This window comes from Haloechinothrix salitolerans (assembly GCF_042662605.1).
GTDB classification, from domain to species: domain Bacteria; phylum Actinomycetota; class Actinomycetes; order Mycobacteriales; family Pseudonocardiaceae; genus Haloechinothrix_A; species Haloechinothrix_A salitolerans.
Genome location: NZ_JBHSXX010000001.1, coordinates 163752 through 177761 on the forward strand (window position 1 = coordinate 163752; position 14010 = coordinate 177761).

The window sequence follows — 14010 nt, forward strand, 5'->3', positions numbered from 1 at the left end:
GTCGCACCCTCTGACACTCCTCCCCGGCAGCTACGGATCCCCCCGCAGCGAGCACACTTCGTCCGCGCGCGACCCCGCACTTTACCCAATCGTGTTAACCCCTTAGAAGCGGTCATCCCGGCCCATCGGGATGTATCGTCGCGCGACGCAGCAGACGTTACGTCGTTAGAGTGAACTGCGTCCGAACGGCGGAAGGGGTATTGTGAGCCGCCGCACAGTCTGCCGGACTGCGTCTACGCCACACTGAGCTGATGGATCAGCGGCACCTCGGCCATGAACCGGAACCGTCCAAGCGACCCCGGTGGTGCCGGACGGGCGACGCATACTTCCCTCACGCGGCGCTCGTTGATGGTCAGTGGTGGGTCCTGCGCCTCAACGCCTTCCCAGACCACCCGATGTGGACCTTGTTCGTAGATGGCGATAGACGCTTCGACCTGGACGAGACCCCCTCCGCGTGGGGCCAGTCAGCCATCAAGAAGAGCAACCCGGTGCTCGATTCCCAGACCACCGCGAAAGCCCTGGCGCCAATTCGACACTTCGTGGCCTATGGCAGCGAAGTTGGGCAGACCTGCGACAACCTATTCTGTTGCGGTTGACGTAAACGAGAAGACCGCAAATCGGCTGAACTCGCCCGGGTGGCGCCGAACATGCAGGCGTGCTCCCGGCGTTCGATGCGATTCGCCCACCAATCGGCACGTTTCCCCAGGTAACACAATGTGGAGCCGAGGGGAATCGAACCCCTGACCTCCGCCTTGCAAAAGCGGCGCTCTACCAATTGAGCTACGGCCCCTCGCCGTGAGCGGTGCGCTCACGGATGGATCAGTTCTGGCCGGACGCCCCCTGCGCGCTCTTCGCGGGAGCCGAGCCGTTCGTGCTAGCCGAACCAAGCGGTGTCTCGGACGGGGCGGTCGCCTCACGCCAGAGGTCCGCCTCGGACTTCGCGTCCTTGTTCCGCTTCAGCACGAAGAGCACGCCTGCTATACCAGCCAGCACCAGCAGCTTCTTCATGACCGCTTCGCCTCCTCCGCACTACGCCGAACTTGCCCGATGCTACCGCCTGTCGCTGCCTAAGTGTCGCGCACCCCACCCAACGCGATGCTTCACGTGAAACACGCACGGCTCGCATGCCAGGGGGTGGGACGGCACATGCGCCTGGCATGTCGCGTGGCATGTGCCTTCCCGCGGCCACCCGGTATCTTGGTCTGTTCGAGTTCCATCCCGAGTCCGCTCGGCAGCCCACAGGAGTCGCACGTGCGCACCAACGGCATCAATGGATGGCGGTTCGTGGCCGTTGGCCACGTCGATCGGAACGCAGGGAGCTGACAGTGGAGGACGTCGTACTCGTCGACGACGAGGGCAACCGGATCGGCACCGCCGACAAGGCCACCGTCCACCACCGCGAGACTCCGCTGCACTTGGCCTTCTCCGCGTACGTCTTCAATGCACGTGGTGAGTTTCTGATCACCCGCCGCGCCGCGACGAAGAAAACCTGGCCCCACGCCTGGACCAACAGCTGTTGTGGTCACCCTCTACCGAACGAGGGACTCCCCGACGCCGTAGTCCGGCGGCTCCAGGACGAACTTGGGTTGGCAAGCACGGCGGTCGACCTTGTGCTGCCGACGTTCCGCTATCGCGCAGAAATGCCCAACGGCGTCGTCGAGAACGAGATCTGCCCGGTCTTTCGGGTGCGCGCGGACGACATGCCACGGCCCGAGCCGACTGAGGTCTCGGACACCCTTTGGTTGCCGTGGGACACCTTCGTCTCGGGCGTCCTCAGCGGTGAGCTCACCATCTCCCCGTGGTGCTATGAACAGGTCGTCGCGCTCAGCGAACTGTCGGACGATCCACGCGACTGGGATGTCGCCAGCACGTCGGAACTGCCGCCAGCGGCGCGGGCGTAGCCGCGACACCAAGCTACTAACACGGACCGTCGCTCGTCCCGGCCACGAATCAGCGCTAACGTGGCCAGCACGATGTTCACATCGCTGGTGCCCCGCGCCCCCACTGCCACCTCCGTGAAGTCGATCTGGCTTTTCGAGGGTGACTGCGTGGGTGAAACCACGGCACCCCGGGAAGAGTTGCGCCTCCCGACGGGTGCGGTCGAGATCCTGTTCAACCTGCGTGAGGACTTCTTCAGGCTTCCTGGCAAAGAACCGGCGCTCCGAACTTGTCCAAGCGCGGTCGTAGCAGGGCCATACCAGCGCCCGTACGTGTTGGACACGGCTCAGCAGTCGAGTGTTCTCGGGGTGGTGTGCCATCCAGGTGGAGCGCGGCCATTGCTTGGCGTGTCCGTGCACGAGTTGCGCGATCGCCATGTCGCGTTGGACGATCTATGGGGCGCCGACGCCGATCGGCTGCGCGAGCAACTGGTCGCCGCGCCCGACGCATCAACGCGGCTCCGCACACTCGAATCCGCATTGAGCTACCGACTCACCAATTCCACACGAGTCGCACACCCGTTAGCTGCCGTTGCGACCGCTTACCTGTCCGGCACGCCAACGCAGCACGGTGTCGGCCAGCTTGGCGAGCGGTTCGGGTACACGCCACGTCGCATTGAGCAAGTCTTCCGCGCCGATGTGGGACTGTCACCGAAGGCCTATCAGCGACTGCAACGCTTCCGCTCAGCGCTCAGGCGCATCGACGACGCCGCGTGGCTCGGCTGGTCAACGTTCGCATCGCAGCACGGATACTCCGACCAGGCGCACCTCATCCGGGAGTTCCGCGCCCACTGCGGTCTCACGCCCACCACGTATCTGCGCCACCGAGGCGAACGGCTCAATCACGTGCCTTTACCGCCCGTAAGCCGTTTCGTATCTGTCCAAGACCCGCGCGAGGTCTAGTCATCACCATGGCAGGCGGGCCAGCACTGTCTCGTTACCGACGGCGCCAACGCATAGCCAGACCAACCCAGGAGGTCGCTCACGTGTCAGCAAGCAGGATCGTGCCGTATGCCGACGGAACCGACATCGACGGTTCCCGGGAGTTCTACGTCGAGGTGCTCGGACTTCAGGTCGCCATGCACGAGCCGGTGCTCGGGTTGACCTCGCCGACCAATCCGACAGCACAGGTCATCATCCCGCCACCAGGCATGGACAACCCGCAACCGCGTTTCGGCGTCGACGTCGGTGACCCGGCCGCGGTGGACGCCGCACACGCCGCGGCGGTCGAACGCGGCCTGTCGGTCGTCTACCCACTGACAGACGAGCCATGGGGAGTGCGTCGCTTCTTCGTGAAAGATCCGAGCGGCACGATCATCAACGTGCTCGCTCACCTTGAGTGAGATCAGTATGAGTGGAGCTAGGCTCATGCGACCGCACGTTCGGCGGCGTCCATCCTGTCGTCAGTCGCGATCGCCATGCCAACAAGCATGGTGAACACCAACAGCGCCATGATCGCGAACGTGGGCGGCAGTCCGAGCAGCTGCGCCAGTAGTCCACCCGCGAGCGCTCCGAGTGGCTTGGTTCCCCATGCGACGAGCCGATAGCCGCTGTTGACACGGCCTAGCAGCCCGTTGGGCGTGATCCGCTGCCGCAGCGACACCACGGTGACGTTCCAGATCACGATGCCGGTACCTCCCAAGAAGAAGGCGGCGCCAATGACGAAGAGGTTCGCCGTCACGGCCGGGATACCGACAAGCAGGGCTCCAAGGAAGATCGACAGTGCCAGCGCGCGGGCCCGACCGAGCACCCGGCCGACTGACTCGGCGACGAACGATCCAAACAGACTGCCCCCGGCGACGGCCGCCAACAGCACGCCGAACGCCTGCTCAGACAACCCCATCGCGGAACTCGGCCCGACCGCGTACAGCACGAAGACAGCGAACATCGCGCTGGTCGCGAAGTTGAACAGGCCGGTCATGACAGCAAACGTCCGGAGCAGCCGGTGACGCCATAGGAAGCGCAACCCTTCCGCGATGTCATGACGCATGCTCGTGCGCTGGGATCGCTCGACCCGGAACGAACCACGCAGGAACACCAGCGCCACCACCGCGAGGCCCCACAGCGCTACCGGAGCCGCGAAGGCGATAGCAGTCCCTGTCGCCACCAGAAAACCGGCCAAGGGGCGGCCCATGAACTCGTTGGCGGTCAACTCCGCCGCATACAGGCGCCCATTCGCCCGCGGTAGCAGGTCAGGAGGCACCACCTGCGGCATGATCGACTGGGCCGACGTGTCATAGATCGTCTCGGCCACGCCAAGGCCGAGCGCGATGGCATACAGCCCCCAAATCGAACCGGCGTCAAGGATGACAGCTAGTCCCAGCACCGCGATCAACAGGGCCCGGACACTGTTGGCGCCGAGCATTGCCCTACGGCGGTCGAGTCGGTCGGCGAGTGCACCCGCGGGAAGTGCGAAAAGCAGCCACGGCAGCGTCACCGCGACCGTCAGCCCAGCGATCAGCGTGGGCGACCGCGTGAACTGTATGGCTACCAGGGGAAGCGCGACCGAAATGATCCCATCGGCGAGGTTGGACAGGCCGGACGACGTCCACAACCGCCAGTAGTTGGTTCCCAAGACCGTTCGTCCCGGCCGGGGCGCGGTTGGAGCATTCCCGGCGATAAGACCGTCATCCATCACGCTGATCGATAATCGCACATCGATTGAGAAAATTCCATCGATATGATGTCTCCATCGATCCGTACTATCCTGCGGGCATGGACGATCAGGGCAGTGAGCGGCAGTCGTCGACGCGAGTCGTGCCTGAACTACGGGAGCGACGTGAGGTAACGGCGGAAGAGGCTAAGGCCCTGGGGCATCCGCTCCGTCTACGGATCTTGCGACTATGCCGGCAGCGCGAACTGACGAACAAGCAGCTGGCTGATCGGCTGGATCGTGACCCGGGGACTGTCCTTTACCACGTCCGCCAACTCGTCGACGCGGGCTTCTTGGAACAAGCGCCGGTACGAAGCGGCGACAGCGGCGCCTTGGAAAAGCCCTACCGGTCAGCGACCAATACCTGGTGGTTATCCGCTCCCCGAATGAAGACGGAGGCCGAAGGCGCGCTAGCTCCTATCGAGGCCTTTCAGGACGAACTGCGGGAGGCGGGTCCAGACTCCGTCCAGACCTACGCGCGGTTCATGCTGCACCTCTCGCCCGAGGATATCGCTGAGTTGGATCGCCGAATCTGCGCGATCCTTGATGAGTACGTCGAGACTGAGGAAGCCCGCCGCGACCAACCCGTGTTCGGCGGCATCTTCGTCCTGCACCGACTCGCTGACGAGGACTGATCCGGAAACAACTCAGGCCCCTGACTGTGGAGGTCGGCGCCTGAGTGCGTCGACGAGGTGATCGAGGGTGTAGCCGTTGGTGCCGCCGACGGGGTTACGCCGCCGCGGCCGTATTCGACGGTGACCGGCCCGGTAGACCACAAGTTCGGCGATTCGCACCTGGGATCAAAACGAGGTTCGCAATCCGCCATTCTCATCGGACGCCCAGACTGGCTGATATGAGACCGTCAGTCTCTGTCATAGACTGATCGTTCATAAGCTGCGGACACCAGGACGACCGAGCCACCCTGGGCTTCCACCCGCCAACAATTCCACCAGGAGGGGACGAAATGCCGCCAAACGCCGCAATGCCCTCAACACCGGAAACAGCGGGTCCCGGCGAGGATCCGCGGCCCGCCCGGTCTCGCGCCATGCTCATCGACGCGGCGACCAGGCTGTTGGGCGAAGGCGGGATCGACGCGGTCACCATCGACGCGGTGACCCGAACCGCGGGCGTCGCGCGAGCAACGCTGTATAGACACTTCGGCACCGGTACCGAACTGCTCGCAGCGGCCTTTGAACGCCTCATCCCACCGGTACCGCCCGCTCCACCGCAGGGCCCGGTGCGCGAGCAGTTACTAACACTGTTGACCAGTCAGGCGAAGTTGATCGAAAACGCGCCACTCCAGCTCACGGTACTGTCCTGGCTGGGGCTGAGTCTGCGGGGCTCGGTCGAGAGCGAGCCCGGCGCTGGCGGGCAAGACGAGGAGCGACCACGGCTGCGTTTGCTGCGACGCCGAATCATCGAGCAATACAGGCAGCCCTTCGATGCCATCCTCACCAGCGACGACGCGCGCGCGACGCTGCGCTCCGACCTGGACCCCGGAACCGCCTTGGCCCAGCTCGTCGGACCGCTCATCTTCAACCGCTTGGTCACCGACCAGCCGATCGACGAAGCGTTCTGCGCCCGCATCGTCAACGACTTCGTCGCCGCCAACACCCACGACCAGACCTAGATTGTGAACCACTAGTCTCTGTGCGAGACTAGCAGTATCGAACCACCAGGTTTGGGTCCTGTCGAGGTGGATGCGTTGACACGCGCGCTCGCGTTTGCGTGGAGGAAGGTGCGCCGCGATGACGACCGGGAATCCGACCACGGCGGGCACGACCGTCACAGCCGGACATACGCGGTGGCGCCGCTTCCTCGGGCTACTGACCCCGACACTCGTCGTCGTTGTCCTGATGGTCATCGGGGTACTCAACGGCACGTTGCCGATCGCCATCGCCACCGAGGGTCAGCAGCGAATCAAGATCAAGATCAACGAGATGACCGCCACCGGCTACGGGGCCTTTCCGCGGTTCTTCGAGACCCAGGACGGCGAGAAACACACCGTGGTGGTCGTCGGCCTGTCCGGGGTGCGCTCGAGCGGCTTGTGCGGCTCAGGAAAGGTCGACACCCCCATCGGCGACTACGTACTGCGAGTGGAAACCAAACCTGACGGACAGCCCTTCCAAGCCGACGACGTGAAACTCGCCATCGAGAACATCGACGGCGCCAACCTCGCCGGTGACACGCTCGCACTCAACCGGCACGACACCAACGCCAATGGAACGCCCGTCGACTCCGGTCACCCAGGAACGCTGCCGATCACCGTCCGCTCGGTGCTGCTTGACCTACACGCCGACGTCCGCTGGGTCACCACAAGCGGGCTGAAACTCTCCGCCGTCGACCTCACCGCCGGACGCAACGTGCGGGAATGCTTCTGATGCCGCATCTGAGCCTGGGGCAGTCGCTGGCGTGGTGGCGCCGGTGGCGGCATCGCAGACCGTTCTGGGCAGGCGTATTCACCCTGGCCGGTGGTCTGACCATCGTGCTGCTGCCCGCCAACCAGTTCACCGTACTGATGCTGCCAGGCGTAGCCGGGCTGGCTGGGTTCCTACTGGGTGGGCTCATCACCGCGATCGGCCCGTTGCAGTGGTTCCTGCCCGACCAGCGCATCCTGTTGGGCATCACGACCGTGCTGCTCGCACTCGCCGCCTTCATCTACACCAACCTCGGCGGATTCCTCCTCGGCACGCTACTCAGCATCATCGGCGGCTGCCTCAGCTTCGCCTGGACACCCGACCCAACACCACCGCGAACGCCACCGCGCCCACGACCGTCACCAGCACCACGAGCTCGCGGATAAACAGCGAAGCGAAAGCAATCGTCCAATCTCACCGACAGGCTTGGCTATCACGGTTGAGGGCGAGCCAATCCTCTGTCTAGCTTCCCTCGTATATGCCACTCATGGGCCGCAACGAGTGCTGGTTGCGCAGCTCGGCGACGTCCTGGGAGGAAGGGTTGGATATATGCCCGACCGGACCCCTCATCGGCAGCAGCGTCGAACGTCGGTGTCGGTAGGGCAACTGCATGCATTTGGCTACGGCCCAGTCCCTCCCGGGACTCTACGCACAACAACGCCGCCCCGTCCGTGCTGGTCAGGGCGGCGTTGTGGGTGGGCCTACCAGGACTTGAACCTGGGACCTCTTCGTTATCAGCGAAGCGCTCTAACCGTCTGAGCTATAGGCCCCTACAACATCGAAAAGACTACCCCATCCCTTCGGTCGCTCCAGCACCGGGGGCGATGCCAGCGAACCGCCAGCGCACGCGCTACTCCCGCTCGGAAAGCGTCACTTCGAGCCCACCGGCCAGGTCAGCCGAGACGTTGTAAATGAACGCGCACACCGTCGCCAACGCCGACATCAGCACGATGTTGATCATGCCGATGATGGCGGCGACGCCGAAGACATTGCCCGCGCTGATGAGCGGATCGGATACGGCCTCACCCTCGCCGGAGACCAGCGACGTGTAGGTGCCATTGAGCTTGTCCCACACGCCCATGCCGTCCAGGACGATGTAGAGCAGCCCAACCGCGACCAGCCACACCAGGAACAGCGCCACGCCGAGCACGAGGGACAGCTTCAGCACAGACCACGGATCGATCCGCTTGATTTGCAGGCTCGCGCGTCGGGGACCCCGACCCGGCCTGCGCAGCGCGGACGGCGTTGTCCGCGTGGTCGTGTCCGCCCCCGCCGCACCCACGTTGGCCTGTCCCTTCACCGCACTGGAGTTCCCATACTGCTGCTGTCCCATGCCGGCGCCGCCGAACATTCCGCCGGCGGCAGAACCGGTCACAACGGGCAGGTCACCAGTATGAGACGTAAGGCCCTCGCCATCGTGCGTCCTCGCGTCACCTTCGTGGTCCTCGGACCGCGTCGGGAAGTACGCGGTGTCCGCGTCCGAGGACACCTCCGCCGTTTCCTTCGCCACCCGCTGCCACGGCGGCTGATGCACCTCACCGTTCGGTTCCTGATCGACGTCCTGTTCCACGTCGCCGACCTTCCTGCCATCTTCGGGTGGTGCCATAACCGTGGTCCCTCGCTCACTTACGGCGCGGTCGGCGCCGCTGTCACTCCGCTGATTCCAAGTCCGTCGACTCCGGCTCAGCTGCCTCACCGACATCGTTGGGCTCGTCCGCGTTACGCGCAACCGCGAGCAACGTGGTCCCCTCGTCCAGGTTCATCAGCCGTACGCCCTTGGTCTGCCTGCCAGCCTTCCGAACCTGGTTCGCGCCGGTCCTGATCACACCGCCGGTTGATGTGATGGCGTAGAGCTCGTCGTCTGTGTTGACGATGAGCGCTCCCACCAGCCTGCCACGACGATTGTCATACTGGAGTGTGAGCACACCCTTGCCACCCCTGCCCTGGACGGGATAGTCCTCGATCGCGGTGCGCTTCGCGTAACCGCCCGTGGTCGCGACCAGCAGGAACGTCCCTTCTCGCACGACGTCCATGGCGAGCAGTTCGTCTCCTTCGTTGAACCGCATGCCGAGCACACCGGACGTCGCCCTACCCATCGGACGGAGCACGTCGTCGGAGGCGTGGAACCGGATCGACTGCCCCTCGGACGAAACCAGCAGGAGGTCGTCGTCAGAGGACGCGAGCACCGCGCCGACCAGTTCATCGCCATCGCGCAGGTTGATGCCGATCAGGCCACCACTGCGGTTGGAGTCGAAGTCACTCAGCCGTGACTTCTTCACCAGCCCGCCCTTGGTCGCCAGCACCAGGTACGGCGCGACCTCGTAGTCCTTGATCTGGATGACCTGGGCGATCTCCTCATCCGGCTGGAACGCCAGCAGGTTCGCGACGTGCTGGCCACGCGCGTTCCGGCTCGCCTCAGGTAGTTCGTACGCCTTCGCCCGATACACCCGGCCCTTGTTGGTGAAGAAGAGCATCCAGTCATGCGTGGAGCACACGAAGAAGTGCTGCACGATGTCGTCCTGCTTCAGCGTCGCGCCCTGGACACCCTTGCCACCGCGCTTCTGCGAGCGGTACAGGTCGGTCTTGGTCCGCTTCGCGTACCCGGTACGAGTGATCGTGACGACGACGTCCTCGACGGCGATCAGGTCCTCGACCGAGACATCGCCGTCGTACGGGATGATCTGCGTGCGACGGGCATCGCCGTGCTTCTCGACGATCGCGGTCAACTCGTCCTTGACGATCTGCCGCTGCCGCTCCGGCCGGTCGAGGATGTCTTTGAGGTCCGCGATCTCGCGCTCGATCTCGGCCAGCTCATCGACGATCTTCTGACGTTCCAGCGCGGCCAGCTTGCGCAGCTGCATGTCGAGGATCGCGGTGGCCTGCACCTCATCGACGTCGAGCAGCTCGATCAGGCCGGTCCGCGCCTCGTCGACGGTCGGCGACCGCCGGATCAGCGCGATGACCTCGTCGAGCATGTCCAGCGCCTTGACGAGACCACGCAGGATGTGCGCGCGCTCTTCCTTCTTGCGCAGCCGGTAACGGGTGCGCCGGATGATGACGTCGACCTGGTGCTTGACGTAGTGCCGGATGATCTGGTCGAGCCGCAGCGTGCGCGGCACACCGTCGACGATCGCCAACATGTTCACGCCAAAGCTGTGCTGCAGCTGGGTGTGCTTGTAGAGGTTGTTCAGCACGACCTTCGCGACCGCGTCCCGCTTCAGTGTGATCACGATGCGCATGCCGCTGCGCTTGTTGGACTCGTCGGCGATGTCGGCGATGCCGGTCAGCTTGCCGTCGCGTACCAGGACGGCGATGTTTTCGATCAGGTTGTCCGGGTTGACCTGGTATGGCAGCTCTGAGACCACCAGGATCGTGCGGCCCTTGACGTCCTCCTCGACCTCGACCACCGCACGCATCCGCACCGAGCCGCGGCCAGTGCGGTAGGCCTCATCGATGCCGTTGGTGCCGAGGATCAGTCCCCTGGTCGGGAAGTCCGGCCCCTTGATGCGCTGCAGCATCGCGGCGAGCGTTTCATCCTCGCCCGCTTCCCAGTTGTCCAGCGCCCAGTACACACCCTCCGCGACCTCGCGCAGGTTGTGCGGCGGGATGTTGGTCGCCATGCCGACCGCGATACCGGAACCACCGTTGACCAGCAGGTTCGGGATACGCGACGGCAGCACATCGGGTTCGAGCGTCTTGCCGTCGTAGTTGTCGGAGAAGTCGACCGTGTCTTCTTCGATGTCGGCCAGCATGTGCATGGCCAGCGGGGTAAGCCGAGCCTCGGTGTACCTCATCGCCGCAGCTGGATCGTTGCCCGGCGAGCCGAAGTTGCCCTGTCCGTCGACCAGCGGATACCGCATCGACCACGACTGCGCGAGCCGGACGAGCGCGTCATAGATCGCCGAGTCGCCGTGCGGGTGGTAGTTACCCATGACGTCACCGACGACGCGCGAGCACTTGGTATAGCTGCGGTCGGGTCGGAGGCCGGTGTCGAACATCGAGTACAACACCCGGCGGTGCACCGGCTTGAGGCCGTCGCGCACGTCGGGCAGCGCCCGCGACACGATGACGCTCATCGCGTAGTCGATGTAGGAGTTCTGCATCTCCTGCTGGATGTCGACCGGCTCGATACGGCCGCGGTCCGGAGGCAGAGTTTCGGTCACGTCTGCTCTTCTCTCTTGCTCACGGGGTTTGTCGCTGCGATCAGTTCCGAGTGACGTCTGGCGTCAGAGGCACTGATCAGACATCGAGGAATCTGACGTCCTTGGCGTTGCGGGTGATGAACGAACGGCGGGATTCGACGTCATCACCCATCAGCACGCTGAACAGCTCGTCCGCCTGCGCGGCGTCGTCGAGTGTCACCTGACGCAGCAGACGGTTCGCTGGATCCATGGTGGTTTCCCACAGCTCATCGGCGTTCATCTCGCCGAGACCCTTGTACCGCTGAATCCCGTCGTCCTTGTTGATCTTTCGGCCCGCCGCGAGCCCCTCCTCGAGCAAGCCGTCCCGCTCGCGGTCGGAGTAGGCGTAGCCGGGTTCGCCGCGCTGCCACTTGAGCTTGTAGAGGGGTGGCTGAGCCAGATACACATACCCGTGCTCGACCAGTGGTGTCATGAACCGGAAGAGCAACGTCAACAGCAACGTCGTGATGTGCTTACCGTCGACGTCGGCGTCTGCCATCAGCACGATCTTGTGGTAGCGCAGCTTCGAGATGTCAAAGTCGTCGTGGATACCGGTGCCGAGCGCCGTGATGAGGCTCTGCACCTCGTTGTTCTTGAGCACCTTGTCGATGCGGGACTTCTCGACGTTGATGATCTTGCCTCGGATCGGCAGGATCGCCTGATACATCGAGTCCCGGCCTTCCTTGGCCGAGCCGCCCGCCGAGTCACCCTCGACGATGTAGAGCTCACACTCATCGGGATTGTTGGAGCGGCAGTCCTTGAGCTTGCCAGGAAGCCCGCCGATGTCCATCGCGCTCTTCCGCCGCACCAGCTCACGCGCTTTGCGCGCCGCGAGCCGCGCCTGCGCGGACGAAACCGCCTTCGAGATGATCGCCTTCGCCTCGGACGGGTTGCGCTCGAACCAGTCGGACAGCCACTCGTTGGTCGTGCTCTGCACGAACGACTTGGCCTCACTGTTGCCAAGCTTGGTCTTGGTCTGTCCCTCGAACTGCGGCTCGGCCAGCTTGATCGACACGATAGCGGCGAGGCCCTCGCGGACGTCGTCGCCAGTGAGGTTGGTGTCCTTTTCCTTGAGCAGCTTCTTGTCGCGCGCGTACGCGTTGACCACGCGCGTCAGCGCGGCCCGGAAGCCCTCCTCGTGGGTGCCGCCCTCATGGGTGTTGATGGTGTTCGCGAAGGTGTAAACAGACGGCGTGAAGCCGTTGTTCCACTGCATCGCGACCTCGATCTGCACGCCCTCTTCCTCGGCCTTGGCCTCGAAAGCGATCACTTTGTCGTGGATGGGCTCACGCGCGGCGTTGATGTGCTTGACGAAGTCCTCGAGACCGCCTGGGTATTGATAGACCAACTCCTTACGAATGGCCTGTTCCCCACTGGCGTCCTCCGCGGTCTCGTCGGCGATCCGCTCGTCCCGCAAGACTATGGTCAGCCCCTTGTTCAGGAACGCCATCTCCTGCAATCTGCGGGCCACGGTCTCAGCGTTGTAGTGGGTGGTCTCGAAAATCTCGTCGTCTGCCCAAAACGTGATAGTCGTCCCGGTCTGCGTGGTCGCACCCTGCTTTTCCAGCTTGCCCGGAACGGACCTCTCGTAATGCTGCGTCCAGATCGTGCCGCCGCGGTGGATCTCGATATCAAGCTGCTTGGACAGCGCGTTCACCACCGAGACACCGACACCGTGCAGACCGCCGGAGACCGCGTACGACTTGTCGTCGAACTTGCCGCCCGCGTGCAGCACGGTCAGCACCAGCTCGACGGCCGGCTTCTGCTCCGTGGGGTGCATCTCGACCGGGATGCCACGGCCGTCGTCGGTGACCTTGACCCCACCATCGTTGAGGAGGGTGACCTCCACTTTGCTCGCGTGGCCCGCCATCGCCTCGTCGACGGCGTTGTCCACGACCTCCCAGATGAGGTGGTGCAGACCGCGTTCACCGGTGGATCCGATGTACATGCCGGGGCGCTTACGAACGGCCTCGAGGCCCTCCAGCACGGTGATGGATGATGCGCTGTAGTCGCTCTTGTTGGCTGCCACCGGCTCGGTGTCTCCCTGTCTTCGAGTCAGCGAAGGGTGTCCGCGCGCGGGTCCGTTCGAAGAACCATTCCACGCACTGCCCTAAGTCTACTTGGCCGTACTCGCTCACATGCGTCAAGGACACCCCTAGACGCGTCACAGAGCGCCGAATTCGAACCCAGTCGTGTCCGATCGCCCGCGAGTGCTTCCACTCGCGCCTCAGCGGGCATTGGAGTCAGCGGGTCGCGCGACTCATCCGTAGGTGTCTCGTGGCCCTCGACCAGGCACGTGCCGGGGACCATGACGCCAGCTCGGCGACGTCGGCCCCTGGATCTTGATTCGTTTGACGACGCCGTGTCCGACCCCTGCGGCGATCTTGGCGATGAGCTGCGGTTGCAGCAAGCGCAACTGGGTGGCCCACGCGGTCGAGCGAGCCCGCACGGTCAGCTCGCCATCCTGCAGCGACACCGGCTCAGCGTGCTCGGCGACGTCGGGACCGACCAGCCGCGCCCACTCGCCGAACACCTTGCCGTTGGTCAACTTGCCTGCCCATCCCCGGTCCGCGGCTATCCGGGACGCCAGCCGGCCAAGGGGTTGTGGATCGCGGTCATCCGCACCCGGTCCGGACCACCGCCTGCGCCGTGACCTGCGGGAACCACCACCAGTCGCGCGCCGCGCCCGCACACCGGGCTGGGTGCCGCGCGCCGCCGCCCGCCGCTGCGCCTCCCGCAACGCGGACATGGCGAGATCCCGTCCCGATTCTGCTTGCTCGTTTGGAGCAGCGCCGTCCTGCTGCGTAACCGGCTGCGGCGCC

14 protein-coding genes and 2 tRNA genes are annotated in these 14010 nt (G+C 64.5%); 8 read left to right on the forward strand and 8 right to left on the reverse strand.

The window, feature by feature from the left end; genetic code table 11:
* Positions 1-251: 251 nt before the first annotated feature.
* The gene (locus tag ACFQGD_RS00750) at positions 252-596 is read left to right on the forward strand and encodes a hypothetical protein (RefSeq protein ID WP_345392185.1); all 345 of its coding nucleotides are present in this window, start codon (positions 252-254) and stop codon (positions 594-596) included.
* Between the two features lie 121 nt (positions 597-717).
* On the opposite strand, the gene ACFQGD_RS00755 is transcribed toward ACFQGD_RS00750, so the two are convergent.
* Positions 718-790: transfer RNA gene (locus ACFQGD_RS00755), tRNA-Ala, on the reverse strand.
* Positions 791-819: 29 nt separating this feature from the next.
* Complete coding sequence (locus ACFQGD_RS00760) at positions 820-1008, reverse strand: DLW-39 family protein (RefSeq protein WP_345392188.1); 189 nt, start codon at positions 1006-1008, stop codon at positions 820-822.
* A 317-nt stretch (positions 1009-1325) separates the two neighbouring features.
* Here ACFQGD_RS00760 and idi point away from each other — a divergent pair, with 317 nt between their 5' ends.
* The 3 genes from idi to ACFQGD_RS00775 all read left to right on the forward strand — a co-directional run bounded on the left by idi (position 1326) and on the right by ACFQGD_RS00775 (position 3280).
* Positions 1326-1901, forward strand: coding sequence for an isopentenyl-diphosphate Delta-isomerase (idi, locus tag ACFQGD_RS00765; protein WP_345392191.1), 576 nt, complete (start codon positions 1326-1328; stop codon positions 1899-1901).
* Between the two features lie 72 nt (positions 1902-1973).
* The gene (locus ACFQGD_RS00770) at positions 1974-2840 is read left to right on the forward strand and encodes a DUF6597 domain-containing transcriptional factor (RefSeq protein ID WP_345392466.1); all 867 of its coding nucleotides are present in this window, start codon (positions 1974-1976) and stop codon (positions 2838-2840) included.
* A gap of 83 nt (positions 2841-2923) precedes the next feature.
* Complete coding sequence (locus ACFQGD_RS00775; protein ID WP_345392194.1) at positions 2924-3280, forward strand: VOC family protein; 357 nt, start codon at positions 2924-2926, stop codon at positions 3278-3280.
* Between the two features lie 23 nt (positions 3281-3303).
* Here the strand turns inward: ACFQGD_RS00775 and ACFQGD_RS00780 are convergent, their stop codons facing one another.
* Complete coding sequence (locus ACFQGD_RS00780; RefSeq protein ID WP_345392197.1) at positions 3304-4512, reverse strand: MFS transporter; 1209 nt, start codon at positions 4510-4512, stop codon at positions 3304-3306.
* A gap of 140 nt (positions 4513-4652) precedes the next feature.
* Between ACFQGD_RS00780 and ACFQGD_RS00785 the strand changes: the two genes are divergently transcribed.
* The 4 genes from ACFQGD_RS00785 to ACFQGD_RS00800 all read left to right on the forward strand — a co-directional run bounded on the left by ACFQGD_RS00785 (position 4653) and on the right by ACFQGD_RS00800 (position 7393).
* The gene (locus ACFQGD_RS00785) at positions 4653-5225 is read left to right on the forward strand and encodes a winged helix-turn-helix domain-containing protein (RefSeq protein ID WP_345392200.1); all 573 of its coding nucleotides are present in this window, start codon (positions 4653-4655) and stop codon (positions 5223-5225) included.
* 410 nt (positions 5226-5635) lie between these two features.
* A complete protein-coding gene (locus ACFQGD_RS00790) occupies positions 5636-6220 on the forward strand; it encodes a TetR/AcrR family transcriptional regulator (RefSeq protein WP_345392203.1) in 585 nt (194 codons plus the stop codon).
* Positions 6221-6338: 118 nt separating this feature from the next.
* Positions 6339-6971: a DUF6230 family protein gene (locus ACFQGD_RS00795; protein WP_345392206.1), complete on the forward strand. Its 633-nt coding sequence runs from the start codon at positions 6339-6341 to the stop codon at positions 6969-6971.
* Complete coding sequence (locus tag ACFQGD_RS00800; protein ID WP_345392209.1) at positions 6971-7393, forward strand: DUF6114 domain-containing protein; 423 nt, start codon at positions 6971-6973, stop codon at positions 7391-7393. The genes ACFQGD_RS00795 and ACFQGD_RS00800 overlap by 1 nt, the downstream gene beginning before the upstream one ends.
* Positions 7394-7703: 310 nt before the next feature.
* On the opposite strand, the gene ACFQGD_RS00805 is transcribed toward ACFQGD_RS00800, so the two are convergent.
* From ACFQGD_RS00805 to ACFQGD_RS00825, 5 genes are all read right to left on the reverse strand, one after another.
* Positions 7704-7777: transfer RNA gene (locus ACFQGD_RS00805), tRNA-Ile, on the reverse strand.
* A gap of 80 nt (positions 7778-7857) precedes the next feature.
* On the reverse strand, positions 7858-8613 hold the full coding sequence (locus ACFQGD_RS00810) for a DUF3566 domain-containing protein (protein ID WP_345392212.1): 756 nt from the start codon (positions 8611-8613) through the stop codon (positions 7858-7860).
* Positions 8614-8656: 43 nt separating this feature from the next.
* Positions 8657-11170 carry a DNA gyrase subunit A gene (gene gyrA, locus ACFQGD_RS00815; RefSeq protein WP_345392215.1) on the reverse strand — a complete coding sequence of 838 codons (2514 nt, stop codon included), beginning with the start codon at positions 11168-11170 and terminating at the stop codon, positions 8657-8659.
* A 76-nt stretch (positions 11171-11246) separates the two neighbouring features.
* Positions 11247-13217, reverse strand: coding sequence for a DNA topoisomerase (ATP-hydrolyzing) subunit B (gene gyrB, locus ACFQGD_RS00820; RefSeq protein ID WP_345392218.1), 1971 nt, complete (start codon positions 13215-13217; stop codon positions 11247-11249).
* A 231-nt stretch (positions 13218-13448) separates the two neighbouring features.
* Positions 13449-13937, reverse strand: a complete 489-nt coding sequence (locus ACFQGD_RS00825; protein WP_345392221.1) for a DciA family protein — start codon at positions 13935-13937, stop codon at positions 13449-13451.
* Between the last annotated feature and the right edge of the window lie 73 nt (positions 13938-14010).

Excerpts from the sequence above, each read along its gene's own strand:
- ACFQGD_RS00760 (WP_345392188.1), bottom strand. The coding sequence starts at position 1,008 with ATGAAGAAGCTGCTGGTGCTGGCTGGTATAGCAGGCGTGCTCTTCGTG.
- ACFQGD_RS00790 (WP_345392203.1), top strand. The coding sequence starts at position 5,636 with ATGCTCATCGACGCGGCGACCAGGCTGTTGGGCGAAGGCGGGATCGAC.
- ACFQGD_RS00800 (WP_345392209.1), top strand. The coding sequence starts at position 6,971 with ATGCCGCATCTGAGCCTGGGGCAGTCGCTGGCGTGGTGGCGCCGGTGG.
- ACFQGD_RS00795 (WP_345392206.1), top strand. The coding sequence starts at position 6,339 with ATGACGACCGGGAATCCGACCACGGCGGGCACGACCGTCACAGCCGGA.
- ACFQGD_RS00770 (WP_345392466.1), top strand. The coding sequence starts at position 1,974 with ATGTTCACATCGCTGGTGCCCCGCGCCCCCACTGCCACCTCCGTGAAG.
- ACFQGD_RS00825 (WP_345392221.1), bottom strand. The coding sequence starts at position 13,937 with ATGTCCGCGTTGCGGGAGGCGCAGCGGCGGGCGGCGGCGCGCGGCACC.
- ACFQGD_RS00750 (WP_345392185.1), top strand. The coding sequence starts at position 252 with ATGGATCAGCGGCACCTCGGCCATGAACCGGAACCGTCCAAGCGACCC.
- ACFQGD_RS00810 (WP_345392212.1), bottom strand. The coding sequence starts at position 8,613 with ATGGCACCACCCGAAGATGGCAGGAAGGTCGGCGACGTGGAACAGGAC.
- ACFQGD_RS00785 (WP_345392200.1), top strand. The coding sequence starts at position 4,653 with ATGGACGATCAGGGCAGTGAGCGGCAGTCGTCGACGCGAGTCGTGCCT.